Origin of the sequence: Bacillus sp. HSf4 (genome assembly GCF_029537375.1) — a bacterium.
GTDB lineage: Bacteria > Bacillota > Bacilli > Bacillales > Bacillaceae > Bacillus > Bacillus sonorensis_A.
In genome coordinates this window covers 53,583-80,159 of sequence record NZ_CP120679.1, presented here as the reverse complement: position 1 = coordinate 80,159, position 26,577 = coordinate 53,583, and the positions used below count along the sequence as shown (strand labels likewise).

At 45.6% G+C, this 26,577-nt stretch carries 26 protein-coding genes, 2 tRNA genes and 1 pseudogene; all 29 read right to left on the bottom strand.

What is annotated here, in order from left to right; all coding sequences use genetic code 11:
* Positions 1 to 54 precede the first annotated feature (54 nt).
* A complete protein-coding gene (locus tag P3X63_RS00425) occupies positions 55 to 1,095 on the bottom strand; it encodes a serine/threonine protein kinase (protein ID WP_026589807.1) in 1,041 nt (346 codons plus the stop codon).
* Positions 1,061 to 1,798: a VWA domain-containing protein gene (locus tag P3X63_RS00420; RefSeq protein WP_026589808.1), complete on the bottom strand. Its 738-nt coding sequence runs from the start codon at positions 1,796 to 1,798 to the stop codon at positions 1,061 to 1,063. The genes P3X63_RS00425 and P3X63_RS00420 overlap by 35 nt, the downstream gene beginning before the upstream one ends.
* A 69-nt stretch (positions 1,799 to 1,867) precedes the next feature.
* Positions 1,868 to 4,357: a stage II sporulation protein E gene (spoIIE, locus tag P3X63_RS00415; protein ID WP_026589809.1), complete on the bottom strand. Its 2,490-nt coding sequence runs from the start codon at positions 4,355 to 4,357 to the stop codon at positions 1,868 to 1,870.
* A 209-nt stretch (positions 4,358 to 4,566) separates the two neighbouring features.
* Positions 4,567 to 4,638: transfer RNA gene (locus P3X63_RS00410), tRNA-Glu, on the bottom strand.
* 9 nt (positions 4,639 to 4,647) lie between these two features.
* Positions 4,648 to 4,721, bottom strand: a tRNA-Met gene (locus tag P3X63_RS00405).
* A 154-nt stretch (positions 4,722 to 4,875) separates the two neighbouring features.
* Entirely contained in the window at positions 4,876 to 5,262 is a 387-nt protein-coding gene (locus P3X63_RS00400; protein WP_026589810.1) for a S1 domain-containing RNA-binding protein, read from the bottom strand.
* Between the two features lie 79 nt (positions 5,263 to 5,341).
* Positions 5,342 to 5,719, bottom strand: coding sequence for an FtsB family cell division protein (locus P3X63_RS00395; RefSeq protein ID WP_026589811.1), 378 nt, complete (start codon positions 5,717 to 5,719; stop codon positions 5,342 to 5,344).
* 17 nt (positions 5,720 to 5,736) lie between these two features.
* On the bottom strand, positions 5,737 to 6,363 hold the full coding sequence (gene yabQ, locus P3X63_RS00390; RefSeq protein ID WP_026589812.1) for a spore cortex biosynthesis protein YabQ: 627 nt from the start codon (positions 6,361 to 6,363) through the stop codon (positions 5,737 to 5,739).
* The gene (gene yabP / locus P3X63_RS00385) at positions 6,360 to 6,668 is read right to left on the bottom strand and encodes a sporulation protein YabP (protein WP_026589813.1); all 309 of its coding nucleotides are present in this window, start codon (positions 6,666 to 6,668) and stop codon (positions 6,360 to 6,362) included. The genes yabQ and yabP overlap by 4 nt, the downstream gene beginning before the upstream one ends.
* A 75-nt stretch (positions 6,669 to 6,743) precedes the next feature.
* The gene (locus tag P3X63_RS00380) at positions 6,744 to 7,007 is read right to left on the bottom strand and encodes an RNA-binding S4 domain-containing protein (RefSeq protein WP_077735247.1); all 264 of its coding nucleotides are present in this window, start codon (positions 7,005 to 7,007) and stop codon (positions 6,744 to 6,746) included.
* Positions 7,008 to 7,010: 3 nt separating this feature from the next.
* The gene (yabN, locus tag P3X63_RS00375; protein ID WP_077735248.1) at positions 7,011 to 8,483 is read right to left on the bottom strand and encodes a bifunctional methyltransferase/pyrophosphohydrolase YabN; all 1,473 of its coding nucleotides are present in this window, start codon (positions 8,481 to 8,483) and stop codon (positions 7,011 to 7,013) included.
* Positions 8,473 to 10,071: a putative polysaccharide biosynthesis protein gene (locus P3X63_RS00370; protein WP_026589816.1), complete on the bottom strand. Its 1,599-nt coding sequence runs from the start codon at positions 10,069 to 10,071 to the stop codon at positions 8,473 to 8,475. The genes yabN and P3X63_RS00370 overlap by 11 nt, the downstream gene beginning before the upstream one ends.
* Positions 10,072 to 10,275: 204 nt before the next feature.
* Positions 10,276 to 10,812, bottom strand: coding sequence for a stage V sporulation protein T (gene spoVT / locus P3X63_RS00365; protein ID WP_026589817.1), 537 nt, complete (start codon positions 10,810 to 10,812; stop codon positions 10,276 to 10,278).
* A gap of 134 nt (positions 10,813 to 10,946) precedes the next feature.
* Positions 10,947 to 14,480 carry a transcription-repair coupling factor gene (mfd, locus tag P3X63_RS00360; protein ID WP_277692221.1) on the bottom strand — a complete coding sequence of 1,178 codons (3,534 nt, stop codon included), beginning with the start codon at positions 14,478 to 14,480 and terminating at the stop codon, positions 10,947 to 10,949.
* Between the two features lie 65 nt (positions 14,481 to 14,545).
* Positions 14,546 to 14,776: an anti-sigma-F factor Fin gene (fin, locus tag P3X63_RS00355; RefSeq protein WP_026589819.1), complete on the bottom strand. Its 231-nt coding sequence runs from the start codon at positions 14,774 to 14,776 to the stop codon at positions 14,546 to 14,548.
* Positions 14,777 to 14,833: 57 nt separating this feature from the next.
* Complete coding sequence (pth, locus tag P3X63_RS00350; RefSeq protein WP_026589820.1) at positions 14,834 to 15,400, bottom strand: aminoacyl-tRNA hydrolase; 567 nt, start codon at positions 15,398 to 15,400, stop codon at positions 14,834 to 14,836.
* A 116-nt stretch (positions 15,401 to 15,516) separates the two neighbouring features.
* Positions 15,517 to 16,143 carry a 50S ribosomal protein L25/general stress protein Ctc gene (locus P3X63_RS00345; RefSeq protein ID WP_026589821.1) on the bottom strand — a complete coding sequence of 209 codons (627 nt, stop codon included), beginning with the start codon at positions 16,141 to 16,143 and terminating at the stop codon, positions 15,517 to 15,519.
* 80 nt (positions 16,144 to 16,223) lie between these two features.
* Positions 16,224 to 17,174, bottom strand: coding sequence for a ribose-phosphate diphosphokinase (locus P3X63_RS00340; protein ID WP_026589822.1), 951 nt, complete (start codon positions 17,172 to 17,174; stop codon positions 16,224 to 16,226).
* A 20-nt stretch (positions 17,175 to 17,194) separates the two neighbouring features.
* Entirely contained in the window at positions 17,195 to 18,565 is a 1,371-nt protein-coding gene (gene glmU / locus P3X63_RS00335) for a bifunctional UDP-N-acetylglucosamine diphosphorylase/glucosamine-1-phosphate N-acetyltransferase GlmU (RefSeq protein WP_077735252.1), read from the bottom strand.
* 295 nt (positions 18,566 to 18,860) lie between these two features.
* Complete coding sequence (spoVG, locus tag P3X63_RS00330) at positions 18,861 to 19,154, bottom strand: septation regulator SpoVG (RefSeq protein WP_003178198.1); 294 nt, start codon at positions 19,152 to 19,154, stop codon at positions 18,861 to 18,863.
* Between the two features lie 180 nt (positions 19,155 to 19,334).
* Positions 19,335 to 19,712, bottom strand: coding sequence for a 2-iminobutanoate/2-iminopropanoate deaminase (ridA, locus tag P3X63_RS00325; RefSeq protein ID WP_026589824.1), 378 nt, complete (start codon positions 19,710 to 19,712; stop codon positions 19,335 to 19,337).
* Positions 19,711 to 20,564 (bottom strand): annotated as a pseudogene (gene purR / locus P3X63_RS00320) (pur operon repressor); the annotation flags it as partial. The gene ridA and the pseudogene purR, both read right to left, overlap by 2 nt.
* Positions 20,565 to 20,620: 56 nt before the next feature.
* Positions 20,621 to 21,490, bottom strand: a complete 870-nt coding sequence (gene ispE / locus P3X63_RS00315; protein ID WP_026589826.1) for a 4-(cytidine 5'-diphospho)-2-C-methyl-D-erythritol kinase — start codon at positions 21,488 to 21,490, stop codon at positions 20,621 to 20,623.
* A 186-nt stretch (positions 21,491 to 21,676) separates the two neighbouring features.
* On the bottom strand, positions 21,677 to 21,862 hold the full coding sequence (locus tag P3X63_RS00310) for a small, acid-soluble spore protein, alpha/beta type (RefSeq protein WP_026589827.1): 186 nt from the start codon (positions 21,860 to 21,862) through the stop codon (positions 21,677 to 21,679).
* Between the two features lie 148 nt (positions 21,863 to 22,010).
* The gene (gene veg, locus P3X63_RS00305) at positions 22,011 to 22,271 is read right to left on the bottom strand and encodes a biofilm formation stimulator Veg (RefSeq protein ID WP_003178187.1); all 261 of its coding nucleotides are present in this window, start codon (positions 22,269 to 22,271) and stop codon (positions 22,011 to 22,013) included.
* Positions 22,272 to 22,595: 324 nt separating this feature from the next.
* The gene (gene yabG / locus P3X63_RS00300) at positions 22,596 to 23,471 is read right to left on the bottom strand and encodes a sporulation peptidase YabG (RefSeq protein ID WP_026589828.1); all 876 of its coding nucleotides are present in this window, start codon (positions 23,469 to 23,471) and stop codon (positions 22,596 to 22,598) included.
* Positions 23,472 to 23,621: 150 nt separating this feature from the next.
* Positions 23,622 to 24,500 (bottom strand): 16S rRNA (adenine(1518)-N(6)/adenine(1519)-N(6))-dimethyltransferase RsmA, encoded by an 879-nt coding sequence (gene rsmA / locus P3X63_RS00295; protein WP_077735253.1) that lies wholly within the window; start codon positions 24,498 to 24,500, stop codon positions 23,622 to 23,624.
* On the bottom strand, positions 24,493 to 25,053 hold the full coding sequence (rnmV, locus tag P3X63_RS00290) for a ribonuclease M5 (RefSeq protein WP_277692216.1): 561 nt from the start codon (positions 25,051 to 25,053) through the stop codon (positions 24,493 to 24,495). The genes rsmA and rnmV overlap by 8 nt, the downstream gene beginning before the upstream one ends.
* 164 nt (positions 25,054 to 25,217) lie before the next feature.
* The gene (locus P3X63_RS00285; protein WP_035428862.1) at positions 25,218 to 26,546 is read right to left on the bottom strand and encodes a G5 and 3D domain-containing protein; all 1,329 of its coding nucleotides are present in this window, start codon (positions 26,544 to 26,546) and stop codon (positions 25,218 to 25,220) included.
* Positions 26,547 to 26,577 lie beyond the last annotated feature (31 nt).

Genomic DNA, 26,577 nt, shown 5'->3' with positions numbered 1-26,577 from the left:
CCTAACACTTTCAATCAGTCCCTGCAAAGAAGAGCTATCGGCCTTGTATGTTCTTCACATAAAGAACAGAACGATATAGGCAAAATAAAGGGCAAGGACACTGACGACGATCAACAGCGTTTCAAAGATACCGCCGGATTTCTGCCGGGCTTTCCTCACCCTGCGGCCGCTTCGCGAACGCTGCTGAGGCGCCGCATGCGCCCGTTGACCCGGGCCTCGCGCTGAGGCCGGCACCTGCGAACGGCGGGCGGTTCTCGGCTGATGCCTGCTGCTTTGTCCCTTAACCGGACGGCTCACCTCGAGCAGGTCGGTCTTCATTTCATCCGCTGTTTTATACTTTCCTTTTAAAGCTGAAACCAAAACCGCTTTATATTTTGATAAAAACGGCTGACTGTCAATGACTGTCAAAAGCTGATCCGTCGGCTTGGCCGACTTCTTGAATTCTTTTTTAGTCACACAGTTCACCATAATCATGGCCACGGAAAACAAATCATATGATGGTTCAGCCTTGCGGGTTCCACATTCCCAATATCCCCTGTCAAAAAACTCCGTGTACTCCTTGATCGCCCGGCCTTCTTTTGTCGTTCCCCCGACATCAATACAGCGAATTCTTGCCGGAGGCCCCGTCACGATCAAATTTTCCGGTTTTAAATCTCCAAAAACCCATCCTTCGCGATGGATGATCGCTAAGCTTGATAGAAGCTGACTGATCAATACCGGAATCCATTCCTCCCCCTTTTCGCTGACATAACGTAAAAGAAGGGGCCCCTCGATATATTCCATGACATAAAATGAGAGTTTTTTGCCGGTATTGGACAACAGCATGTCATCCACATCAAAAAAAGAAGGCCCCATCGCTTTAGCCTGGGCCTTTGAAAAAGATTTCAGAACATTCACTTCCGACGTAATGGACAGACTGTCATCGCTCACTTTAAGCGCCACACGTCCTTTAGTTGAATCAGCTAGGTACACAACGCCATTAGCCCCTTTTCCCAGCTGTCTGATGATCTTATAGGAATGATTGTTCCACTTTCCAACAACCTTTAAACCCGGCTTTAAACTACCCGCTATACTCGTCGAAGCGTCTTTCATCATCTTCTAACATGCCCCTTCTCGAGCTGATTTTATTAAAATGCTGAATCGCCTCTCTGATTGCCGGGCCTGTCGGGGTAATGCCTCCCGCCGCCAGTTTGGAAAATATTGAGGATAGAGATTCAAACTTTGGCGTCCAATCCAGCACAAGCTCAACCTCTTGTTTTTTCCCGGGAAATATAAACATCGCAAATTCGTTGTCACCGATTCTTGAGTTTAGGCTGATCGACAGATCGATCAATGCTTCTTTGACTGTCGGGAGCTTTGGATTCATGCTTGCGCTTGTGTCGACAAGAACCAAAACGTGTAGATGAACGGTTTCCCCGAGCTCATCAACGACTTCCATGACTTCCCCGCGCTTATCAGGGGGCAGTTCATCGATTTCTGTAGACTTTCCGAGAATCTGTTTCAGCTCATTGTTGACCACACCTTGAAGCGTTTGTGTCATTGCTTTTTTCGTCACCATCTGAACCGTTTGCGACAGCTGGGAAGCATAGACCACCTGATGAACACCGCCTCCTGCAAGAGCGATTCCTTCAACTTCATTCATCGCTTCTTGATCCATCGCATTTTCTTCCATAATCCCAATAACATTTACGGTGATCCCCTGCTCTTTTGCAAAGGCCGCCATCGCCTGCGGGTCTTCACCGCGGTTTGAACATCCGTCTGTAATGAGCAGGATTTGATTCAAGTGCCCCTTTTTCATGATTTTTATTCCTCCTGGAGTCTTGATTTAGTTTCATCATCGCCAGAAGAAATTTGATTTATACGAATGCTATGAAATCTCTTGGTTCTTTTGCAAAAAAGCCGGCGCCGGAATGGAAGCCCATTTTGGTGTATTATGGTCGATCTTGATGACAAGCACTGTCATATCATCCTCAATCAGGCCTGATCTTGTCCGAATAACCTCTTCCATGATCAAGTCGGCGATTTCCTGAGGATCCTCTGTTTTCAGTGATTTCAGCTTCCGTTTCATCCAAAGGTCGTAATTTTCCACATGTCTCGGCCCTTCAAAAATTCCGTCGCTCATCATAATCAGGAGATCTCCCGCTTTTAATTGCTCGCTGACAACATCGACGTCAAATTCGGTGATGATGCCGATCGGCAAATTGCTGGCCTGGACTTTGATGATTTGATCTGACCTCTTAATAAAGCTTGGGGTCGAACCGATTTTTAAAAATTTGCAGCTCGCATCCTGTAAATCAATGATGGACAGATCAAGCGTTGAGTAAATCTCATCTGTTGTTCTTAATGAAAGGATGCTGTTGATCGTTTTGATCGCAACCTTTTCATCAATGCCTGACTGGAGAATTTTTTCAAGCAGTTTGATCGTTTCATTGCTTTCAAAATGAGCCCTGGCTCCGTTGCCCATGCCGTCGCTGATGGCGGCGGCGTATTTGCCTGCGCCAAGCTCCATCATATTATAGCTGTCGCCGGAGACGAGGCCGCCGCCTTTGGCTGCATGGGCCGCCCCCGTCGACACACGGTAGGATTTCGCCGATCCGAAAGCGACGTGGCAGTAGCCGTTCGGGTGTCCGGCACATTGCTCAGCCTTAACGATGATCTGCTCCTCCAAAATATCAGACAACATCGGGGCAATGATTTTTTCACACTCCCCATGCCCGTTGCAATATGGGATGCTCATTTCGATATCGATATTTCCTTGATCAAGACTGTAGATTTCAACCTGCTGAATTTCGATGCCGAAATGCTGCAGCGCTTCGCGAATTTGCTCTTCCTGGATAAAGTGCTGCTCCCTCTCCCTTTTTATTTCCCGAGAAAAGTCGGCCATGACCTGGGATACGCCGAGGAGCTGCTCCGCTACGAGACGTCTGCTGTCATGGACCTTTTGCTTTAACGTCTGATCTGCTCTGAAGTGTGTAAGCTCGTCCTCGATCAGCGCTTCAACCTGTTTCGATTTAGAACAGTGCTGATTGAATTCTTTTTTCAGCTTGCGGTTTTGATAGTATTGCTTTTCTTCTGTTTCCTGCATAACCCGCGTCATCAAATCATATGTTTTATCAAAGTTCTGTACCCAGCACTTGTTTTTCTTATAACAAGATTGACAGGAGTGTTCAGTCACCTTGCTTAAAAACAGATCGATTTCTTTTTCCTTCCCTTCTTCGTCAGGAACGGAATGATAAAATGTGGCAAAGCTTTCTGACAAAGCATGAAACACATTTGAAAATTGATCAACTTTTTGGGCGGTGACATCCCGGATTTTTCTTGCATATTGCTGCTGCTCCTGGGCATGTTCGACCGTTCCGGGGATATATTTGGCCACTTTTTTCGTGATGGACTGCGGTGTTAACAGAAACAAACCGATCGCTATTAAGGATTCATACAATGTCGGCACAAGTTCAGCCGAACCTTCTCCATAAAGAGAAATCAGCAATGATCCGATCAGCAGGCCGACCGCGGCGCCTACTTTTTTTCCTTCTTTTAACAGACCGCCGAGAAGGCCTGAAAAAGCCAGCAGGCTCATCTGATATAGATTGCCGATATTGGAGAGGCTGAGAATCAATCCAGTCACAACCCCGACCGTACAGCCGATGCTGGCGCCGCCGATAAACGCGAAGGCCAGCACGACATACCGGGCCAATATCAGTTCAGCCTGCATGCCTTGGAATGAAACACCCGTTAATCCGGTGAGAACGGATGCAATTAATATCATAAAGCAGATGATTTCCTCAATTTTCAAAGATTGTTTGGCCCGCTTTGATGTCACGATCGGCAGGCTTTGCAAAAAAATCAAGGTCAAAATAAAGGACAGCCCTGCTTCGACAAAAGCCATAATGTAGTGATAGTTTGACACCGTTCCGTGCTGAGCATAAACAAACCCGCATCTCGCCAGCGCCATTGCCAAAAAAACGACGACAGGCAGCGTCCTGACCGGATCTTTTATAATAAAAGAAGTCATTTTTGAACATATGGCAAATGTAACGAGTGCGGCAAGGATAAACAGTGCATGCTGCGGTGAAATGCTCAAAGCTCCCGCAAGCAGCGCCAGACAGGCCAAGAAGGCTTTATCTTTTTTAATCAACAGCATCGCTCCGAAAAATGGAAGGGCAAATGGAATCACCTCCGACAAAATGAAGGCTCGTCCCAATAAAAAACCGATGATCATATAAATGAACCCTTTATAGAAAAAGAGCGAATACAAATGCTGCATCATCAGCTTCGCCATGCTGGCATACCATGAATGGATCTTCTGTACAAATGGTCCTGCAATTGGGCTGTTCACTCTTCTTTCCGCTTTTTCCATGATCTCATCCCCCACTGGTTTATTCGTTGCTTGCCATTATAACGAAAGATGAAACAGGATTTTGTCAAAAGAAGGTAACGATTCCAAAGAACTCTTCGACGCTTTTTGTAGAAAGCTTCAATCGCTCATGATAAGTCGAGTCTTTTCTCGCAATTTTGCAGTTTTGGGCAAAACAAAAAACCGGCTTCATAAGAAACCGGTTTTGCGGATGACCCGTACGGGATTCGAACCCGTGTTACCGCCGTGAAAGGGCGGTGTCTTAACCACTTGACCAACGGGCCATATCAAAGTAGCGGCGGAGGGGATCGAACCCCCGACCTCACGGGTATGAACCGTACGCTCTAGCCAGCTGAGCTACACCGCCATGTTTATCATTTCGCGTTCTTTTAACGCACAAGTTCTATAATACAAAGGATTGTTCAGTCCGTCAATAGATTTTTAAATAAAATTTTCGAGAAAATAAAAAGGCATCCGTTGGGATAAGACGAATGCCTTTCGTATATATAGAAAGCAGCAAGTTAACCTCTTCTTGCTCCGCGCCCTCCACGTTTTGATTCCGTGTTGCGTTTAAGAGATGATAAACGGTCTTCACTATCTTTTAAGAACTTAGACATTTTCTGTTCAAACGTTTCTTTAGAGCGGAAATCATTTCTGGGTCTTGATTGAGGACGGTCTACAGCCTTTTTGATGGACAAGCCGATTTTTCCATCTTTTTCAACATTGATGACCTTGACTTGGACTTGATCACCGACTTTCAGATGATCATTAATATCCTTCACATAATTATCGGCTACTTCACTAATATGAACGAGACCTGTTGATCCTCCAGGCAATTCAACAAACGCTCCGAAATTTGTAATACCTGTTACTTTCCCTTGCAACTTGCTGCCAACTTCAATCGACATAAAAAAAGTGCTCCTCCTTAGACTTAAAAAAGATCATTTCTTTAATTATACATAAAGAAAAAAATAAGTGTCAACAAGGCTACTTGCTCTTCTTGTCAAACTTGAAGATGATTTCCCCGTCCTTTGACAGGTAATAATCCTTTCTGGCAAGCTCGGCAACGTAATCCTTGTCCTTCAATTTGACGATCTCATCTTGCAAATCCGATTTTTTTGCTTCCAGCTTATCCAGCTTTTTCAAGAGTTCTTCTTTCTTCTCTTCTTTTGCGCTTATGTCAGAGGATTGCGTCCACATTGAGCTGACCAGCACAATCGCCGTAAGCAGCACGACGGCCCCAAATACCGTCAACCGTCTGTAAAGACCGCGTCTCTTTCTTTTGAGATGCTGCTGTTTCCGTTCCATCTGCTCTTTATATTCATTTTGAATCTGAGAAATATTGCGTTTTCTAGAATCGTTCAATTCCAGACGGCCTCCCTTCACTTTTTCAATAATTTCGTTTTAATTGTTATGAATAGTTTCTTTCCCTTTTTGAAAAATCCTGCTCCGGATTGAAAAAAGCGTTTCAGCAGCCTCTGAATACGGGCGGGTAGCAGCTTGTAGCATTGGTATATTAAGAAGTAAAACGGGTAGCCTGCAAATTTTAAGATCTTATATAAACATAACGCAAAAAATCGAAAAAGAACATAGATATTTTTCAATGTAAACAAAATGATAGCCAAAATGGCCTGAAGTGCCCACACGACAGGGCGGAATATCATCATCCGCATCATTTTTGCCGCGGTTCGGCAAATGAAAACGAAAAAAGAGATCATCCATTCCAGCATTTGATTGTAGATATGTTTAAAAAGGCTTTGGTAAGCGGCAAATCCCAGCAAGACCGCCAAAAAGATATAGATTCTAAACTCTCCTTCATTTACGCTGAGCAAGACGTAGAAAAAAAGGAGACCTTGTACCATCCAAAACAATAGATCATGGATAAATAAGAGCAGTCTGGCGGTTTTTGCGCGAAGCACAAATCGTTTGTAGGTATCAAGGGAAGCACCCAGCCATGCCCCCATTCCGGCCATGGCCAGCATCGTATAAAACTGGGTGGTCAGCGTCATTTAAACAACTTGCTAAAAAAACCTTTAGCTTTCTCCCCCTGCTGCTCATCCAAATAGACGAGATCAAGCACTCTTCCTTTAATGGAGACAACGCCTTTTTCCACATCCAGATTTTTCATCTGCAGATTTTCGCCTCTGACCGCCAGCATACCCATGACGGTTTCCAGCAAAAATTCCTCATTGTCAAAGCTCTCGACTTGTTTGACGCCGGAAATGTCCAACAGCTTGCGGCCCTTCATCATCACATTATGTTCAGGACCAGATGACCCGCCGGAAGGGTTGTGCTGATCATAATATAAGCTCATCTATTCATCCCCCATATCCTCATACTAAGATTCGTTACTGCATTGTATGAGTCGGGAGATTTTTTTAGAACAAGCCTATTCTCCTCCGAGTTTCTCTTCTTTCAGCACGGTGTACATATTGGCCGCCTCTTCTTTTTTTGTCGTGTCCTTCAATTCGTTAACTTTGACCGTGACAAGCTTTTGGCCGAAACGCACTTCAAGCTCGTCTCCCGCTTTGACGACAGAGCTTGCTTTTGCCTGCTGTCCGTTGATCGAGATCCTTCCCTGATCCGCTACCTCCTTGGCCAGTGTTCTTCTTTTAATCAATCTTGATACTTTTAGAAATTTATCAAGTCTCATCGTTCAGTTTCCCCTTTCCAATTCTTTCGCTTCATTCCAAAGTTCATCCATTTCCTCAAGCGTCATGCTTTCAAGGTCTTTCCCGGCGCGCTTCGCTTCTTGTTCAATATACGTGAACCGCCTGTAAAATTTGGCATTCGTCATCGTCAGTGCCTCTTCTGGTTCAATTTTGTAGTAACGGCCGATATTGACAAGAGCAAATAAAAGATCACCGAATTCTTCCTTTATTTTTTTACTGTTCGGTTCAGCTTCGGAGATTTCAAGCGAAAACTCTTTTATTTCTTCTTGAACCTTATCCCACATATCCTCAACGTCTGACCAGTCAAATCCGGTTTTGGCAGCTTTTTTTTGAAGCTTGTTCGCCTTTGCCAGAGCAGGCAGCGGCTTCGGAATGTCACCAAGGAGCGATGTCTCACCGGTCTGTTTTTCCCGCTTCTTGATCTCTTCCCAGTTTGCCATGACGTCCGCCTCATCGCGAACGGCAACGTCTCCAAAGACATGCGGATGCCTTCTGATCATCTTCTCGGTGACTCCGCGTATCACGTCATCAATTGCAAAAAAGCCTTCGTCCTCGCCGATCTGCGCATGCAGAAGGATTTGCAGCAGGACATCGCCAAGCTCTTCAACAAGATGATCCGGATCGTCTTCATCGATGGCTTCCAGCACTTCATAGCACTCTTCTATCAAGTATTTCTTCAGTGATTGATGGGTTTGTTTCTGATCCCAAGGGCAGCCGTTCGGCCCGCGCAGCTCCCTGATAACACGGCGGAACATCGAAAACTCCTGATAAAGTATCGCGTCATCTTTAACAGGCGGGACGTAGACGCTTGTCAAGTTATTGATGCCAAGGCTCCTGTCCAGCTCATAAAGAGGCACTTTCCTGACCTCTTCCATGCTGCTGCCCGCTGCTGTTACGATCACGACCTCATAGTCGTCAGGCAGCTTTTCCATCAATGTCAGCTTCACTTCTGAAGCGGTTATCTGATCATAGACCTGACAAATAATGAGATGATGGCGAAGTTCGACTTCGTCTGCGGAGAACTGGACGGCATCTACAAATTGAAAGCCTTCAATCGGATCGATCTCCAAGGCGTTAAATGTCGCGTCAAGAAAGCTGTGGCCTCCCTCCACCTCTACTTCTGTATAGTGCATATGCTGTCTTTCAAGCAACAGCTGCACCGTTTTTTCCGCTACGAACGGGTGGCCCGGCACGGCGTAAAGCACATCCCGCTCCTCTGCCTCGCGAAAAAGCCTTGCAACGATTTCATCGTAAACCTCATCAAATTGATCATGCTTTTCATAGACCTCATCAAAAAAATGAATGGTCGGAATTTCTTTTCTCAGCTCTTCTATTAATGGATGGTCCTTCGTCCGGACATATAAAACCTCAGCCTGTGTAAGACGCTTGTAGACGCCGAGGGTTAATTGGGTCATATCGCCTGCCCCGAGACCGACAACTGTTATTTTACGAGCCATTCCTGCCGCCCCTTTCTCGTTTGAATGTAAGGAGCTTGCTTCCAAAAGGCACAAGCTCGAGTTCTTTCTCTGAAAACACGCGTAATTTGAATATACAGTATAAATAGACCGCACCGCCGATCAAAACGGCACTGAGGCTTTCGGCAGCCGACAGCCACCTGCTTGACTGGGTGATCACCGCTTCAAACACATAAAGCCAGACCGCTAAGACCGCCGACATGATAAAGGCTGAAAGCAGAATGCCGGTGATTCTGTATTGAGACAGCTTAATCCAGCCCTTTCTTCGCAGCTGGATCAGATTGAGCCCGGCGACAGCCGCAAATGAGACCACCGTGGCCAACGCTGCTCCGGATATACCGAAAGGAGGGATCAGGGCGCAGTTCATAACAGCTTTCAGCAAAAATCCGCTGCAAACGGAGACAGCCGGAAAAAACGTGTCCCCGAGGCCTTGCAAAACAGCGGTCATCGTCATAGCAACCGATGCAAAAAAAATCGAAATACTGAAAATTTGCAGGACAGCCGTCCCTTCACTGTTTTTGAACAGCATGACATTAACCGGCTCCAAAATGCACATGAGGCCTGTCGCCGCACCGGCACCGATCATAAAGCTGATTTTAATTGAAGACTGCACCTTTTCCCGGGCAGCCTCGCTTTCCCGCTGTTTTTTCGCTTTCGTAAGGGACGGGACGAGAGCCGTCGCAATACTGGCAGCAAAGACAGTTCCCAATTGCAGCAGCGGCTGTCCTCTGTCATATACACCTTTTATATGTTTCGCCTGGAGTTCATCCATTCCCTGCCCGGTTAAAAGCGAATATAAATTCAGCGCGTCGACAAGCTGGATCAGAATCAGCATGAGGCTGGCAGCGCAGATCGTTGCCGTGTAAAGACAAAGCTGTTTCACAATGGTTTTCGTCTCAACACCAGCCTTAGCCGTGACAACGACTCCGGTCCTCTCTCTTTTTGTCCAACATATCGCCAGGATCAAAAACGCCGCAAGGCCGCCGATCAATGAGCCAAAAGCCGCTCCTGCGCCGGCTTCATATAGCGAGTGTCCGTTCTTTACCAGCCACCATGTCAGGATAAGGATGGCCGCAACGCGAAGCAGCTGCTCCCCGATTTGCGAAAATGCCGTCGGCAGCATCAGCTCGCTCCCTTGAAAATAGCCTCTGAAAAATGAGACGAAGGGCAGCAGCAAATAAGAAAACGAAACGGCGCGAATAACCGGACCAAGTTCCGCATCCCCCATCAGGCCTGCGATCGACTCCGCTCCGACAAACAGCAGCAGAAAAAAGACAAGGCCGACACCAGACACAAACAGCATGGACACCCGGAGGATTTTCCCGCGGCCTTCCGGTCCATAGTCATTCAAAAGCTTTGAAATGATGACCGGAAAGCCTGATGTCGCTAGCAGCACAGAGATCCCAATCATCGGATACACCTGCTGAAAAATATAAAAACCGACATCTCCCACAATATTTTGAAAAGGCACTCTATATACAGCGCTTAATATTTTTGATAAAATCCCCGCCAATGACAGCACAAAGGCACCTTGCCAAAGCAGCCGTCCTCGGCTGTTGAAAAAGCCCATTTTGCAAGCTCCTTTCAATGCGCTCACCTTATAAAAAAGCGCACGAAACGTGCTTATTATACCATATAGAGAGCCGGTTCCCGCGCTTTAAACTCCTCAACTAAAAAAAGAACAGCCCAAAAAGGGTGCTGTTCCATCATCGCAAGCGGGTTCGACATTCCTGCTTTAGAGGGAGCAGGAATGTCAAAATAAAAGGAATGAGACCTATTGTTCCATTTGACGAGCCAGAAAACCGGCCGCCGTTTCGACTGCTTTATGTTCGACTTCACCAATCGACTGGTCTTTCGAAAAAATTACGACGGCTCCGATCGGATCGCCGTTTGCAACAATCGGTCCAACCGTATAAGAAGCGACTTCTTCGTCAATGCCGTCAATCAGCTGGATGGTCTTCGCATCCCCGTCCAATACAGAGTTGCGCTGATCCATCGCTTTTTCTACCAGATCGCTGATCGATTTATTTAAGTAGTCTTTTTTAGAGCTTCCGGAAACCGCGATATACACATCCCGGTCGCAAATCAGCACGGAATGCCCTAAACTGTCATAAAGCGCGTCCGCATATTCCTTGGCGAAATCACCAAGCTCGCTGATGGGAGAATATTTTTTTAAAATAACCTCCCCGTCCCGATCCACAAATATTTCCAATGGGTCCCCCTCGCGAATGCGCAAGGTTCTTCGGATTTCCTTCGGGATTACGACCCGGCCTAAATCATCAATCCGACGTACGATACCAGTTGCTTTCATCTCTGCTGCCTCTCTTTCATTTGATGATATATCTGGTGGATGTAACAGAGCTGTGTCCTTGAAACACTCTCCACTCTTGATTGATTTTAGTATCCTTCACATCAAATGTAATATACGTGAGAAACAGCAAAATTTTACGATGAAGCGATTGTTTGTTTTTTGACGTCTTGCAAGCCTTTCAAAATCTCAAGAAGCGTCTCCAGCCATTCTTCCGGCTTCCGGTTTTTAATTTGAATCGAGATTTTTAGTTTTTTCCCTTCCATTCCGAGGCCGATCTGTCTGCCATATTTGCTGCCGAGCTCAAACAGCTTTTGTCCATCGATGGCAGAGCTTGCCTGTTCATCAATCGTCAGCATGACGGCGCCCTTATCCTGCTTGATCAGCTCTACTCGCTCTCTGATCGCATATACCTTCATTTCTGCGATGGCAAATAAGTACTCGACTTCTTTCGGGTATTCGCCGAAGCGATCGATCATCTCATCCTGAAGCTCGCTCTTTTCTTCAATTGTCGCGACGGACCTGAACCGTTTATACATATCTATTTTTTGTTTCCCGTCGGTGACATAGGTTTGCGGAATATACGCGTCAATCTCCAAATCGATTTCCGGCTCAAATTTTTCAACCTGCGGCACATCACCCTTGCGCGCTTCAATCGCTTCCTTGAGCATTTGTGAATATAAATCAAAACCGACGGAATCGATAAACCCGTGCTGCTGTGCACCCAGAAGGTTTCCGGCGCCGCGAATCGTCAAGTCGCGCATCGCGATTTTAAACCCTGACCCCAGTTCTGTGAACTCTTTAATAGCCTGAAGCCTTTTTTCCGCCACTTCCGTGAGGACTTTGTCTTTGCGGTACGTAAAATAGGCGTACGCCACCCGATTGGAGCGTCCGACGCGGCCCCTCAGCTGATACAGCTGGGAAAGTCCCATTTTGTCGGCATCAAACACGATCAACGTATTGACGTTTGGAATATCAACGCCCGTCTCAATAATCGTCGTACTGACAAGAACATCCGATTCTCCTTCTAAAAAGTTCAACATGACGGATTCAAGCTCGTTTTCCGTCATTTTCCCATGAGCATACGTCACCTTGGCATCAGGCACAAGCATTGAAATTTCTTCGGCTTTTCTTTCAATGTCCTCTACCCGGTTGTATAGGAAGTACACCTGGCCGCCTCTGGCCAGCTCCCGTTCAATCGCTTCTCTCACCAGTGCTCCGTTGTATTCGACAACATACGTCTGCACAGGAAAGCGATTTTCCGGCGGAGTTTCAATGACTGACAAATCCCTGACACCGAGCATGGACATATGAAGGGTTCGCGGTATCGGAGTCGCCGTCAACGTCAAGACGTCGACATTCGCTTTAATGCGTTTAATCTTTTCCTTGTGTGTCACACCGAACCTTTGTTCTTCATCGATAATAAGCAAGCCCAGATCTTTGTATACAACATCCTTTGACAAAAGCCGATGGGTTCCGATGACAATATCAATCGTGCCGTTTTTCAAGCCTTTAATCGTTTCATTCGCTTCCTTTCTCGTGCGGAAGCGGCTGAGCAGACCGATGTTAATCGGGTAGTCCTGGAAGCGCTCCTGTATCGTCTCATAATGCTGCTGAGCCAAAATCGTCGTCGGAACAAGGAGCGCGACCTGTTTTCCGTCAGCAATCGCTTTAAATGCAGCTCGTATCGCCACCTCTGTCTTGCCGTATCCGACATCGCCGCAAAGCAGACGATCCATTGGACGCGGTTTCTCCATATCTTTTTTAATTTCATGAATCGATCTCAGCTGATCCTCTGTTTCCTGGTATGGAAAAGCAGCTTCAAATTCGCGCTGCATTTCATGATCGGGAGAAAATGCATACCCTTTGCTTGCTTCCCTTTCGGCATAGAGCTTAATCAAGTCATCGGCGATATCCTGAACAGAGGTTTCAACCTTTTTCTTGACCCGCTTCCATTCGCTTCCTCCCAGTTTATACAGCTTCGGTTCTTTTCCTTCTGAACCGACATATTTTTGGACCTGGTCAATCTGGTCAACGGGCACGTACAGCTTATCGCTTCCCTGGTAATGAATATTGAGGTAATCCTTGTGGATGCCGTTGATTTCCAGTGTTTCGATGCCTAAGTATTTTCCGATTCCATGATTGACGTGGACGACATAATCACCGACCTGCAATTCTGAGTAGCTTTTGATTCTTTCTGCATTGGTCAGTTTTTGCTTGCGCGCCTGCTTTTTTACGCGCTTTTTAAACAGCTCTTCTTCGGTGATGACGGCCAGCTTCATCAGCGGGAGCTCGAAGCCCGATTGAAGGCTGCCCTCCATAACGTAAATTTGGCCTTGGGCAAGGCCTGTATTACGGTCGGCTTGGGCAGCTTCTATTTCATAATCCGATAGAACAGAAGCAAGCTTGTCAACGCGTTCCTGGCTGTCCCCGAGAAAAACCGTCGTATACTTGGATTTCCTGAACCGTTCAATTTCATTTTTGAGCACATTCATCTGTCCGTGAAAGTTCTGCATTTGTTTGCTTGATACATTCACGATGTTTTGCGGACTTGTATGCTGAACATGCCTTAAAAACAGCGAATAGTATAAAATCGGGCGAGACTGTTTCGAAATGAGTTGATGAAAAGGGAATGACATCGATATATCATGAAGAATATTGCCCTCTTCGAGAAGACTCGTCATCCATTCAGCTTCTTCTTTTTGCAGCTGATCTTCCATTTCATGAATACGGCTGATTTCATCCAATATCAGCAAAGTATGGTTTGGAAAATAATCTAGCAAACTAGCAGGCTTCTCATAGAAATAAGAAAGGTATTTGACCATTTCCTGGCCAATGTTTCCTTCCGCCAGCCTCTCTTTATCCTCTTCTATATTTTGATGGAGGATTTCTTTCTGTTTATCAAGCTTCAGTTTCTTGAGGCTGTCGGCAAGACCTTTTTCTATTTGTTCAAGCGCTCTTTTCCGGTCTTCATCCCGGACGATCAGCTCCTTGGCCGGACCGATCTTCACTTGCTCGCGCGTCTCAAGAGACCGTTGATCATCCGTATTAAAAATGCGAATCGAATCGATCTCGGTGTCAAACAGTTCAATGCGGATCGGGTTTTCCTCAGTCAATGAGTAGACATCGATAATGCCCCCGCGAATACTGAACTCGCCTGGAGCCGCGACCATATCCGTACGCTCATATCCGATTTGAACCAGCGTCTGAATCAGCTTTTCCGGGTCGATTTCCCTTCCGGTTTCAAGGTGAACCTGACTATTTCTCCATACTTCCACAGGGGGCAGCATTCTTCTCACGGCTGCAGCGGGAGCAACTATGATCGGAGATTCTCCGCTTGCCAGCCTATTTAAAACATCGAGCCTTTGCGAGCGCAGCTCAGGGCTTGCAACCGCTATCTCGGACGAAATCAACTCATTTACAGGATACAAAAGGACAGGCTGATCTTTTATCAGCCCTGTTAAATCATCTGTAATTTTTTGAGCCTGATAAAGGTTATGTGTAATTAAAAACAACGGCCGTCCAGATTCTTTTGAAAGAGCGGCTGTAAACAGCGACCGGGCTGATCCGGAGAGCCCCGCAAGCAGCTGCTCCTTCAGCCCTTCGTTTAAACCGTTGACGATGGATTTAAAATCATCGCTTTCTGTAATGTATGATTGAATATTGTTCAAATGAGCCCCTCCTCTCTTCCTCAAATAGAAAAATGCTTTGGTCTAGTCTCTACACCAAAGCTTTTTTATTGAATAAATGACTGATATTGATGATAATCCGGATTTCGTTCCAGCGCTTCCTGGCAATCTTCACATATCGTCCTGATGTGTAAATCCCCATTATCCTTATAAGAAATCATATCGTTTCTTTCCTCATTTGTTAAGTGGTCAAAGCCCAATTGCGCGCTATTGACATAAGAATGATCAAGACTTCCTACTTTTACGCCGCAATGGCGGCAGTAATAATGCAAAGCCATAAAGGAACCTCCCATAGCCAGTCTTTTTACGACTAGTATGTTCTGATCCCGTGCCGCTTATACCTTTGCATTAAATTCATTCATGACTTCTAAAAAAGGTTTTTCCAAAGAAGCTTCACAGGCCTTGGCCGATTGTTTGACGGCCTCTTGTATCGCCGGCTCTTCTTCATCTGTAAAAGCGCCAAGCACATAGTCGACGATTTTCATGCCGTTGACCGGACGGCCGATTCCGATTCTGATCCGGTTAAACTCCGCTGTTCCCAGATGCTGAATCATCGATTTGATGCCGTTATGGCCTCCTGCGCTTCCTTTTGTCCTCAGACGGATTTTTCCGGTCGGAAGATCCAAATCATCATAGATCACCTTCATGTTCTCAACAGGGATTTCGTAATAATCCAGAAGCGGCCTCAAGCATTCTCCCGATAAGTTCATATATGTAAGCGGCTTAACAAGTAGAACCTTTTTGCCGGAAACAAATCCAATTCCGTATTGACCGTTGAACTTTGTTTTATCAAGCGGAATGCTCCACTCTTTTGAGAGCTCGTCGATCGTCATAAAACCTACATTGTGTCTCGTATTTTCATATGTTTTACCCGGATTGCCCAATCCTGCAAACACAAGCATTATTCTATATCCTCCCTTAAGCAAAACCCTGCCTCAGCATACCGAGGGGGAGCATCCTAATTTCCCCTCATTCTAGCACAAAAGACGTAACCGCGGGAGGATTACGTCTTACGTATTTATTCTTCTTTTTCCTCTTCAGTGCCTTTTTCTGGTTCCTCAACGTCTTGTGCGGCTGATTCGGCTTCCGTTTCTTCCTGCTTTTGAGGAGGAAGAATGGATGCAACAACTTCATCAGGCTCATGGTTGTATGAATAATCACCTTTGGACGGAATATCGCCGACGGTTAGAACATCGTTGACTTCGAGACTGGAAATATCGACGTCGATCGTTTGCGGAATGTTCTTCGGCTTTGCTGTGACAGACAGCTCGTAAAGCGGCTGCTGAAGAACACCGCCCTGTTTGATGCCCTCTGCTTCACCCGTAAGGTTTACAGGGACCGTCGCCTCCATTTCCGCTTCCATATCAACCACTTTAAAATCGGCATGGACGATTGAATCTTTTAACGGATCCGTCTGCAGCTCAGTCACCATAACAGAGTGCTGATCACCGTTTATATCCAAGTTGATAATCGTATTTTTGCCCTCAGCGCGCAAGATTTTTAAAAGCTCGATACTGTCTAACGCTACGGATTTGTTCTCCAGATTTCTTCCGTAAATGACACCCGGCACATACCCGGATTGCCGAATTCTTCTTAAAGAAGACCGTCTGGAATCCGTTCTTTCTTCCGCTTTTAAAATTGCCATATTCAGCACCATCCTATCGTTAGATTGGTCTTTCTAAAACCATACCCATAACGACAAAACTTTAAACCAGAATGAGCAAATTAATCGAACAGGAAGCTGACAGATTGTTTTTCATGCACACGAATAATCGCTTCCGCCAACAGCGGCGCGACAGAAAGCTGTTTAAACTTCGCAATTTTCTTTTCTTCAGGAAGCTCAATGCTGTTGGTCACAACGAGCTCTTTAATTTTGGAATTGTCGATTCTTTCGATCGCCGGACCGGAAAGAACCGGATGTGTACAGCATGCATACACTTCCTCTGCGCCGCTTTCGACGAGCGCATTGGCCGCAAGCGTAATCGTTCCTGCAGTATCGATAATATCATCGATTAAAATGGCTGTTTTTCCTTCAATATGTCCGATGATATTCATAACCTCGGCTACATTCGGCTTAGGTCGGCGTTTGTCGATAATCGCAATCGGCGCTTTCAAGCGGTCCGCCAATTTGCGGGCACGTGTCACACCGCCGTGGTCAGGAGACACGATCACGACATCCTTGAAATTTTTCTCTTCAAAATAATTTCCTAAAATCGGAACACCCATTAAATGGTCGATCGGGATATCGAAGAAACCTTGAATTTGCGGAGCGTGCAGGTCAAGAGCGATCACCCGGGTAGCGCCGGCTGTTTCAAGCAGGTTGGCCACGAGTTTTGCGGTAATCGGCTCGCGGGAACGGGCTTTACGGTCCTGACGGGCATAGCCGTAATAAGGCATCACGATATTAATCGTTTTCGCCGAAGCGCGTTTCAGCGCATCCACCATGATCAAAAGCTCCATGATGTGCTCGTTCACCGGCGCGCTTGTCGATTGGATGACATAGCAGTCGCAGCCGCGGATGCTTTCTTCGATATTGATTTGAACCTCACCGTCGCTAAAGCGTTTAACAGAACTCTTTCCAAGCTCAACTCCGACGCTATCCGCGATTTCCTTCGCAAGACCCGGATTTGAGTTTAAAGAAAAAATCTTCAAATTGTCGTCTTCATATTTAGACATGGTAAACCTCCGATTTAGGATTATTTTTTGTGTATGTTCTCAACGTAGTCTTCTTTGTTGACTTGTCTTGCCCTTGCAATAGACAAAGCCCGGCCGGGTACATCATCGGTAATTGTTGAACCCGCCGCTACGTAAGCGCCCTCGCCGATTGTTACAGGAGCAACCAAGTTGGAGTTGCAGCCAACAAAAGCTCCGTCCTCAATTTTCGTTTTAAACTTATTTTTCCCGTCATAATTAACGGTAATCGAACCGCAGCCGAGATTGACATCCGATCCAATTTCCGCGTCCCCTATGTAACTTAAATGAGATGCTTTGCTGCGATCTCCGAATTGCGACTTTTTCACTTCTACGAAATTGCCGATTCTTACTTCATTGCCGATTTTAGAGTCAGGTCTGATATGAGCAAACGGCCCGATCGTCACATCGTCGCCGACTTCGCTGTCCACGACAACGGACTGTTTAATAACGGTCCGGCTCCCGATCGTACAGTTTTCCAGCTCGCTGTTTTGTCCGATCATCGTGTCTTCACCGATGACAACTCTGCCCTTGATCACCGTTCCAGGATAAATCACGGTATCCCGGCCGATGACGGCTTCCGGTGAAATGTATGTGTTGGCTGGATCGATTAAGCTGACGCCATTTTGCATATGGCGTTTGTTGATGCGCTGCTTCATATAAGCTTCAGCTTGAGACAGAGCTACCCTGTCATTGACTCCGAGCGTTTCTTGGAAGTTATCAGTCTGATAAGCGGCAACAGTCTCCCCTTGATTTTTCAAGATTTCAATCACATCAGGAAGATAATATTCCCCTTGGACATTATCATTGGACACCTGCTCGATCGTCTGGAAAAGAGCTTCATTATCAAAGCAGTAGGTTCCTGTGTTGATTTCTTTGACAAGGCGTTCCTCAGCTGTTGCGTCTTTATGTTCGACAATTTTTGCAACATCGCCGCTTTCGTTGCGTATGATGCGTCCATAGCCTGTCGGATCTTCCGCAAGTGCTGTTAAAATCGTAACCTTGGCTGCTTTCTCCTGATGCTCACGGAGCATGGCTTCCATTGTTTCCGCTGTTAAAAGCGGAGTATCTCCGCAAATGACGATCGTCGTTCCTTTTTCGCCTGCAAGAATCGATTTAGCTTGCTTGACAGCATGTGCCGTACCGAGCTGTTCAGCTTGAAGAGCATATTCACTCTTTTCCCCGAGCTGTTTTTTGACATCTTCTGCACCATGTCCGACAATTGTAACCAACTTTTCCAATGACAGCTTGCGGGCTTCATCGACAACATGTTCGACCATCGGCTTTCCGCAAACAGGATGAAGCACTTTATATAACTTTGATTTCATTCTCGTTCCTTGACCAGCTGCTAATACAACTGCAAACCGCTTATCCATGTATTGGCCTCCATTATCCCTATTATCCATAGAAAAATATATCCTAAATATGAGCTGATTTCAAGCAAGCCAAAAAAGGAAATCAGCAAATCAAGACGACAAATTTTAGACTTTCTGGGATATTTATGGGATCATATCTTTCGGCTAAGTCTCTGTTCTTTTAGTGAACTAAGCTGCCCGGGCTTCATTTTCACCCATTTACTGATATATGCACGGATAAACCATATATTGTCATTTTATTATCATATCATCATTTTTTGCAAAACAAAAAGGGCTTTCTATAAGCCCTTCTTTTTTAAGAAGCTCCCGCTTCTTCATATTCTATTTCCTCAACGTCACCCAAACGATGATATTCATTTAACACCGCGTCCTGAATTTTTCCGCGGGTGCTTGAGTTGATTGGATGAGCGATATCACGAAACTCTCCATCAGGTGTACGCTTACTTGGCATCGCAACGAAAAGACCATTGTTTCCATCAATTACACGAATGTCATGCACTACAAATTCGTGATCCAGCGTGATGGATGCAATCGCTCTCATGCGACCATCGGTATTCACGCGGCGTAATCTTACGTCGGTAACTTCCACAGTAGTTCACCACCTTTTCCCAATATAAAAACATTAGTGTAATTATTCAACGGTTTTTTTTGTTTTCCTGCATAACCCTAAAATATTTTTGTAATATTGGGATAAAAACACACTGAATTGTCAAAAATTCCAACAAAAAAAGATGGTTTTGTCAGCCAAAACCACCTTTTAACGATTCATCTATTTCACGAGTGCGATGACTTCAATTTCAACCAATGCATCTTTCGGGAGACGCGCAACCTCCACACATGATCTCGCCGGTTTATGTTCAGCGAAATACTGGCCGTAGACCTCATTAACCTCGGCAAATTGATTCATGTCAGCCAAAAACACGGTCGCTTTCACGACGGTTTCAAGCGAAGCGCCCGCTTCTTTCAGAACGGCTTTTAAATTGCGGAACACCTGATGCGTCTGTTCCGTGATGTCTCCATCGACCATTTCACCCGCCGGGGTCAGAGGAATTTGCCCTGAACTGTAAAACATATTATTGACGATAATCCCCTGTGAATATGGTCCGATTGCTTCCGGAGCTTCCTTTGTCTGAACAACCTTTGCCATTCTCAATCTCCCCATTCTTTATTGATTTTCTTCAAAAAATCGCGGAAAATTTCCGTTTTGTATTTCTACGTTTTTTTCCTTTATATCGATTTCTGAAAGGGTAAGAAGCGACATATACTCATCAACAAGCCGCTCCTGCACCCCCTGGGCTTCAACAAGAACGCCGATGCCTGCAACATGAGCGTTGAATTCATCCAGCAGATTGATCATGCCATTGATCGTACCGCCCGCTTTCATAAAATCATCGATGATCAACACGTGCGAACCCGTTTTCAAGCTGCGTTTTGCAAGCGACATCGTCTGAATGCGGTTGGATGAACCTGAAACATAATTGATGCTGACCGTTGACCCTTCCGTAACCTTGTTGTCCTTCCTGACGATGACCGTCGGCACATCCAAATAACTCGCTACGGCATATGCCAGCGGAATGCCTTTCGTGGCGACCGTCATCACGACATCGATTTCCCTGTCCGAAAAAGCTGAAGCAAAAATCTTCCCGGCCTTTGTTAACACTGATGGCTTTCCGAGGACGTCCGTCATATATAGATAACCGCCGGGCAAAATCCGTTCTGAATCGACCAACGACTCCCCGAGTGTTTTGACAAAGTCTGCTGCCTCATCAAGCTTAACCTTTGGAATGTATTTAACACCGCCCGCTGCTCCCGGCACTGTCTGAAGCGTTCCGATTCCCTGCTGCTCGAAGGTCTGCTTAATGATGGTTAAATCTTCACTAATTGATGATTTAGCAGATTGATACCGTTCTGAAAAGAAGGTTAATGGCACTAAGACATGCGGATGGGTCAACAAATAATTTGTCAGATCCACCAATCTGCCGCTTCGACGAAACTTCATGCACTTACCTCCAAAATCCGAATATTTTTAAAAATAATATAACTTAACATACGGATTTAATCAAGGTCATTTTGTTCTCCGATCATTCGGACAGCATATACCTGATCGCAAAACCCTCTTAACCCGTTGTAAATTCTCTGTACTTTTGATTCATACTGCACCAGTCCGAACACCGTCGGTCCGCTTCCGCTCATCAGTACCGCATCTGCGCCAAATCGTTTCATTTGATTTTTTATCATCGCCACTTCAGGGTGCATGTTCAATGTGACTGTTTCGAGAACATTCCCAAGTTTTTCACACATTTTATGAAAATTTTTCTCTTCAATCGCAGAAATCATACCTTGAACATCCGGATGTTCGATTTTGTCGAGCTTCAGCTGCTTGTACACTTCCGCGGTTGATACGCCGATCGTCGGCTTCGCCAATACAACCCAGCAGTGCGGCGGCGTCCCGATGTGGCGGATTTTTTCCCCCCGCCCTGTTGCCAGAGCCGTTCCCCCGTGAACGCAAAATGAGACATCCGATCCGATTTCCGCACCGAGCTCGGCCAGTTCATTCACAGAAAGCTTCAAATCCCACAGGCGGTTCAAACCTCTGAGGACAGCGGCTGCATCGCTGCTCCCTCCGGCGAGCCCTGCCGCCACAGGAATGACCTTTGTGATGAAAATGGAAACACCTTTTGTAATGGCGTAACGCTTTTTTATGAGCATCGCAGCCTGATAAGCAAGGTTTCGCTGATCGTCCGGTACAAAACGGTTATGTGAAGATACTGTCACTTTATCTTCTGCCAGCTCTGTTAATTCAATTCGATCCGCCAAATCGATCGTTGTCATCACCATTTCAACTTCGTGATACCCGTCAGAACGTTTACGGCGAACGTCGAGCGACAAATTAATTTTAGCCGGCGCCTTCTCTAAAATACGCAATCCAGTCACCTACTTCTCCATCTAAACATAAGTATCCACATTGTAACATATTTTGAAGTACAGGCGTACAAATGCATGCACAGCAGCAGGGCGCCGCTTTTTTAGCTCTGCTGGCAGAGGCATGGCCGCCTCGTAAAAGGCCCTGATAAAAAACGGAGGACAAATTGTCCTCCGGTTGTCACTGTTTTATTGATTTTGTCTGTTTTGAGCCATTTGCTGTTCGGCTAATTCGATGGCCCTCTTCACCATGTTTCCGGCGTCTCTGGCCCGAATTCCGCCCCAGCCCTCAGTTTTTACCGTATCGTAAAATCCAAGATCTTTAGCCAATTCATTTTTGAATTCCTCTGACATGATGCTTCGACGTCTGCCCATGCGAAACAGCCCCTTTCAAGTATCATACCATTCGTCTGACTCATCATAAAACGAGTGACATTCATTAGCTTTGCTTGATCTTTAGCAGAACTTGCCCGAAAAATATTGGATAAAACAAAAAAGCAGTAAACATGACGTTTACTGCTTATTAAAGGGCTACTGAGCTCGTTTTATCGTCAGAAAATCTTAACTCAACCGTCTCAGTAAGAATATCGGCATAACTGTATGAAACTCTTTCAAACGAGTTCTCGTCTTGATCTAGTTGTATCACAAAAACAGAAGGGTACGTCTCAGCTAAAATGCCCGAACGCTCAATCGTTTTTCGGCGGCCTCCGTTTGCTTTTAACGTCAGCCTTTTTCCCAAATGTCCATCAAGCGATCTTTTAATATCGGACAACGTTTTCGCCATTGCATCCACCTCACTATATTCAGTATACACCAGAAGCCCATTTTTGTCAAATAAAATTTAAATTATATCAACGTTCATAAGCCTCTGTCAATAAAATATTTGTGACAAATTCTACATCAACTTTCCCTTATTTTCCTCATTTTTCGCTTATTTATGTATGCTTTTTAAAAAAAGGGAAAATTTATTCAAAAGCGAAGCAAAAAACCCGCACTTGCGGCGGGTTTTTATCTTATTGAGAAACGCTTATTTCTCCGCTGTTCACAGACCGCTTGAGGGACCCGCATGTCCTCCCGGGCCAAGGTGGATGATCATCCTGACAACCCTTTAATCGTTTGCTTTATATGGCATCCCGATTCTTAAAACACCGCGTGTTTCAATGCCGCCGAGCCCTTTCTCCCGCGTCAGGGTATTCCTGAGCACCTCCCAGACGTTGATGCGGTCCATAAACGGAGTGAAGCTGATTTTTGCCACAATATAAACCGGATCAAGCGCATGGATGTTGACTCTTGAGGGTGAGCTTGCAAAATTAGCCCCGGCTCTGATCAATGATTCAAAATGGGACTGGCACGCCCCGGCAAAAATGACAAGCTGATCGAGATGGGGGATTTTTTTCCTCGCTTTTTGCACAGTTTCGATGAAATCTTTGGTGTGCCTGTAAGCGTCCAAATTGTCGATATCGCCCTTTTGCTTTGAATAGGCATCATGTCCGGTGATGACAAGGAGATCCGGACGGTATTCATCGATCAGCTCCTCAATAACGGAAGACATTTTCTTTTCATGACAATGAATCCCGTACACTGGAACGCCGATCTTTTCATACAATGTCAGGCACTTTTTTAAATAAGCTGAATCGCCATCTAAATGCAAAACCCTTCCAGGCAGATGGAAATATTGCTGTTGGGTGCTGTATTGATTTGTGGCGCGGTATTCGTGTTTGTCGCGAAGAAGCTTATAATCCTGGCGAAGCAGATCGAGGGATTCCTTCATTTTTGATTCTTCCTCCCTCTTTCTCATCTGCCGCTCAGCCTCGCGCACAATCTCCAGGTCAGACAAATTCGCATCAGCGATCAATCTGACTTCATCTCCGTGCAATACGGCGACAGGATCACCGTTTGCCGATTGATCAATTCGTATAATTCGAAATAATATATCCCTTCGATAGGATTTTCTGACAACCATATCGCCTATTTTAAATTGCATGCTTTTCACTCCACACATAGACTAAGCCCCATCATGATGAACGAAAAAACAATAATAAAGGTGCTTCTTTAGCCTATGTACCTGCCGTTCAAGTGGTGAACAGCTGGCAAGCCTCATCAGTGCGCCGCGCTTCATAAAAAAAGCCCTCCATCAAAGAAGGGCTTTCGATAAATGCTCGCTCAGAACGGCGAACTCTTCAATGCTGAGCGATTCTCCGCGCCTTTTGCCGTCAATCTGCGAGTCTTGGAGCGCTTTTTCAATATCCGCTTTATGCTCTTTGCCATTCGCCAAATTATTGACGAGATTGTTTAAAAGCGTTTTGCGGCGCTGAGCAAAACTTGCCTTCACGACCTGAAAGAAAAACGCTTCATTCTGAACTTGAACGGCAGGTTCTTTCCTCAACGTCAGCCTGATGACGGCAGAATCAACATTTGGCTGAGGTACGAAAACGGTTTTCGGAACGTTCATGACCGTTTTTGCTTCAGTGTAAAACTGAACGGCGATGGAGAGGGATCCGTATTCCTTTGAAGAAGGCTTAGCTGCCATCCGGTCTGCGACCTCTTTTTGCAGCATGACGACAATGCCTTTCAAAGGCAGATTCTCCTCTAAAAGCTTCATAATAATAGGTGTGGTCACATAATACGGCAGATTAGCGACGACCATGACCTCTTCACAGTCTTGAAACTGTTCATCCATCACCGCCTTGATGTCCGCTTTCAGAACATCCTGATGGAGGACCGTTACATTGTCGTACGGAGAAAGGGTGTCCTTTAAAATCGGCAATAGCCTTTGGTCGATTTCAAACGCCGCCACTTTCTTCGCGCGTTTTGCCAGCTGTTCGGTCAATGCCCCGATCCCCGGGCCGATTTCAATCACGCCCGTTGTCCCGGTCACTTCGGCGTGGTCAACGATTCTGTCCAATATATTCGTGTCGATCAGGAAATTCTGTCCCAAGCTTTTCTTAAATGAAAAACCGTATCGCTTGAGAATTTCCTTTGTTCTTATTGGGGTGGCGATGTCCTTATTCATTCTCTTCCTCCCGCAGCACTGCATCCAGCGCGCTTAAATAGTCACTCTTTTTAATTTGAAACATCTGCAGCCGTTTTTGAAGCTGCTTTCCGTTTGTGTATCCGATATTCAATATGTCGCCGAGCCGCTCGCGTCTTTGTTTCGCAAGCGGGCCTCCAATCAGGCCGGCTTCGATTAAATCCTCGGTCTTGATTTCCGGTTCCACCGCATCCATTTCTTCTTGAACGGTTCTCAAACAGTCGCGGATGCTTTCAAGCGAGGCATGCTCAACACCAATTCCCCAGTTGTTTTTAGGCTTTGCCAAATGCTTTGGCAAAAATGCATGCTTACAGCCCGGTACTTTTTCGGCAATCGTTTTTCTGATTTTCTCCCCCGGGAAATCGGGGTCAGTAAATATAATGACGCCGCGCGTTTTCTGAGCGAGCCGAATCCGCCTGATGACATCCTCTCCTATAGCAGACCCGTTTGTTTCTATTGTATCTGCATCAACAGCCGATTTGATTTTGGCTGTGTCATCACGTCCTTCAACCACAATAATTTCTTTAATTTTCATTTTTTCCTCCGAATGTCGAAAAACCTTATATTACATTTTTAAAAAAACTGAAACCTTTTTGTAACAAAACCGTCTAATTAGATGAGAAACAAGATGGATCTATTATAACCAAAAAAACAGAGGGCGCAAAATCCCTCTGCTTGCTAAAAATAATATAAGTATATTTAGTTCAAAACCTTGATTTTAACTCGTTTGTTCCCCCACCGGTAAGCGGCGGACTTGTTCGGAAAGAATACATCAATTTTGCGGCCTTTAATGGCTGAGCCCGTATCGGCTGCGATCGCATAACCGTAGCCTTCTACATGCACTTTGGAGCCCAATGGAATGACGCTTGGATCTACAGCAATCACCTTGGAGCCCGGATTGCTTTTCAAATTCACGCCGGTCGCAGTATGGCCTGAGCATCCGTTACAGCTTGCAGTATACGCTGTGGATGATACATAAAATTCTTTTCCTGAGGATTGATTGCCGCGCGATACATTCGCGCTGACTTGCGCCACTGCTTTTCGTTTTGTTCCGACGGCGATCACTTTGGCTTTGCTTTCTGCTGTCGTTTCCTCTTTAATCAATTCCCTGGAAACTTCTTTGCCGTTTTTCATCACGACGGCATAATGCTTTTTAAGCTTGCCTTCTTTGCCGTGCTGAACGACCTTCTGTTCGCCCTTCTCCAGAGATGAATCTTCTTTCTTCTGGACGTCAAAAGGGATCTTTTCTTCCACTACATCGGTGACTTTTTTGATACGGGTGATGTAAACGTCAGCCTGATCTTTCGTCAGCTTCTTGTCTAGTGCAGGCTTGACTTCATCCTTATCGCTTATGCTGATCTTATGTTGTTTTAAAAAGTCAGCGACCGTAGTCGAAGTTGTCCATATATCTTTATGTTTACCGGCATCCTTTACGGTTACTTTAAAAGCCCTTTGCAAAGTCAGCTTCATATCTTTTTTTATTTCTTTATCAACTGAGGGGTTAATTTGATCGTGTTCCGCCAACTCAAGATTTAAATCTTTCAGAAGCTTTCCGACTGTACCCGCTGTTGTCCATATTTTCTTTTCCTTCCCGTTTATCGTCAACTGAACGGGCTTGGCAGCAACATACTCAATGTTCATGTTGCCCGTGATTTTTGTATTTTCAGCGGGAGAAATAAGATCTTCTTTCCTCGTTTCAATATCCAAACTTTTCAGCAGCTCGCCTACGGTTTTAGCATGCGTGCGAACATCCTGCTTTTTCCCGTTAATAGATATTGAGACTTGCTGTTTAGCGAGCTCATGTACTCCGTAAGCAGTTCCGCTTCCTGCCACTAGCAGTCCAGCAGCAACCAGTATCCATCTGCTTTTGCTAAGCTTTACGGAAAACAGCTTTTTCATTTTTTGTATGATGAAAAACGCCTCCTTCTCCTCGGGGAGATTATATAGAGTATCTACAAGCCTGTCAACCCTCCTCTCTATTTTCTCCGCAAGCCCGCCATCTCTTTTATTATGGGAAAACACCCTCATAAAAGAAAGAAAGACTTGTCGACACAGATAT

Bases quoted from the DNA above. Each gene is read 5' to 3' on its own strand.
- P3X63_RS00425 (WP_026589807.1), bottom strand. From the start codon at position 1,095: ATGATGAAAGACGCTTCGACGAGTATAGCGGGTAGTTTAAAGCCGGGT.
- P3X63_RS00420 (WP_026589808.1), bottom strand. From the start codon at position 1,798: ATGAAAAAGGGGCACTTGAATCAAATCCTGCTCATTACAGACGGATGT.
- spoIIE (WP_026589809.1), bottom strand. From the start codon at position 4,357: ATGGAAAAAGCGGAAAGAAGAGTGAACAGCCCAATTGCAGGACCATTT.
- P3X63_RS00400 (WP_026589810.1), bottom strand. From the start codon at position 5,262: ATGTCGATTGAAGTTGGCAGCAAGTTGCAAGGGAAAGTAACAGGTATT.
- yabQ (WP_026589812.1), bottom strand. From the start codon at position 6,363: ATGACGCTGACCACCCAGTTTTATACGATGCTGGCCATGGCCGGAATG.
- yabP (WP_026589813.1), bottom strand. From the start codon at position 6,668: ATGAGCTTATATTATGATCAGCACAACCCTTCCGGCGGGTCATCTGGT.
- P3X63_RS00380 (WP_077735247.1), bottom strand. From the start codon at position 7,007: ATGAGACTTGATAAATTTCTAAAAGTATCAAGATTGATTAAAAGAAGA.
- yabN (WP_077735248.1), bottom strand. From the start codon at position 8,483: ATGGCTCGTAAAATAACAGTTGTCGGTCTCGGGGCAGGCGATATGACC.
- P3X63_RS00370 (WP_026589816.1), bottom strand. From the start codon at position 10,071: ATGGGCTTTTTCAACAGCCGAGGACGGCTGCTTTGGCAAGGTGCCTTT.
- spoVT (WP_026589817.1), bottom strand. From the start codon at position 10,812: ATGAAAGCAACTGGTATCGTACGTCGGATTGATGATTTAGGCCGGGTC.
- fin (WP_026589819.1), bottom strand. From the start codon at position 14,776: ATGGCTTTGCATTATTACTGCCGCCATTGCGGCGTAAAAGTAGGAAGT.
- pth (WP_026589820.1), bottom strand. From the start codon at position 15,400: ATGCTTGTGTTTGCAGGATTGGGCAATCCGGGTAAAACATATGAAAAT.
- P3X63_RS00345 (WP_026589821.1), bottom strand. From the start codon at position 16,143: ATGGCAATTTTAAAAGCGGAAGAAAGAACGGATTCCAGACGGTCTTCT.
- P3X63_RS00340 (WP_026589822.1), bottom strand. From the start codon at position 17,174: ATGTCTAAATATGAAGACGACAATTTGAAGATTTTTTCTTTAAACTCA.
- glmU (WP_077735252.1), bottom strand. From the start codon at position 18,565: ATGGATAAGCGGTTTGCAGTTGTATTAGCAGCTGGTCAAGGAACGAGA.
- ridA (WP_026589824.1), bottom strand. From the start codon at position 19,712: ATGGCAAAGGTTGTTCAGACAAAGGAAGCTCCGGAAGCAATCGGACCA.
- P3X63_RS00310 (WP_026589827.1), bottom strand. From the start codon at position 21,862: ATGGGCAGACGTCGAAGCATCATGTCAGAGGAATTCAAAAATGAATTG.
- veg (WP_003178187.1), bottom strand. From the start codon at position 22,271: ATGGCGAAAACGTTGTCCGATATTAAAAGATCGCTTGATGGACATTTG.
- yabG (WP_026589828.1), bottom strand. From the start codon at position 23,471: ATGCAATTTAAAATAGGCGATATGGTTGTCAGAAAATCCTATCGAAGG.
- rsmA (WP_077735253.1), bottom strand. From the start codon at position 24,500: ATGAATAAGGACATCGCCACCCCAATAAGAACAAAGGAAATTCTCAAG.
- rnmV (WP_277692216.1), bottom strand. From the start codon at position 25,053: ATGAAAATTAAAGAAATTATTGTGGTTGAAGGACGTGATGACACAGCC.
- P3X63_RS00285 (WP_035428862.1), bottom strand. From the start codon at position 26,546: ATGAGGGTGTTTTCCCATAATAAAAGAGATGGCGGGCTTGCGGAGAAA.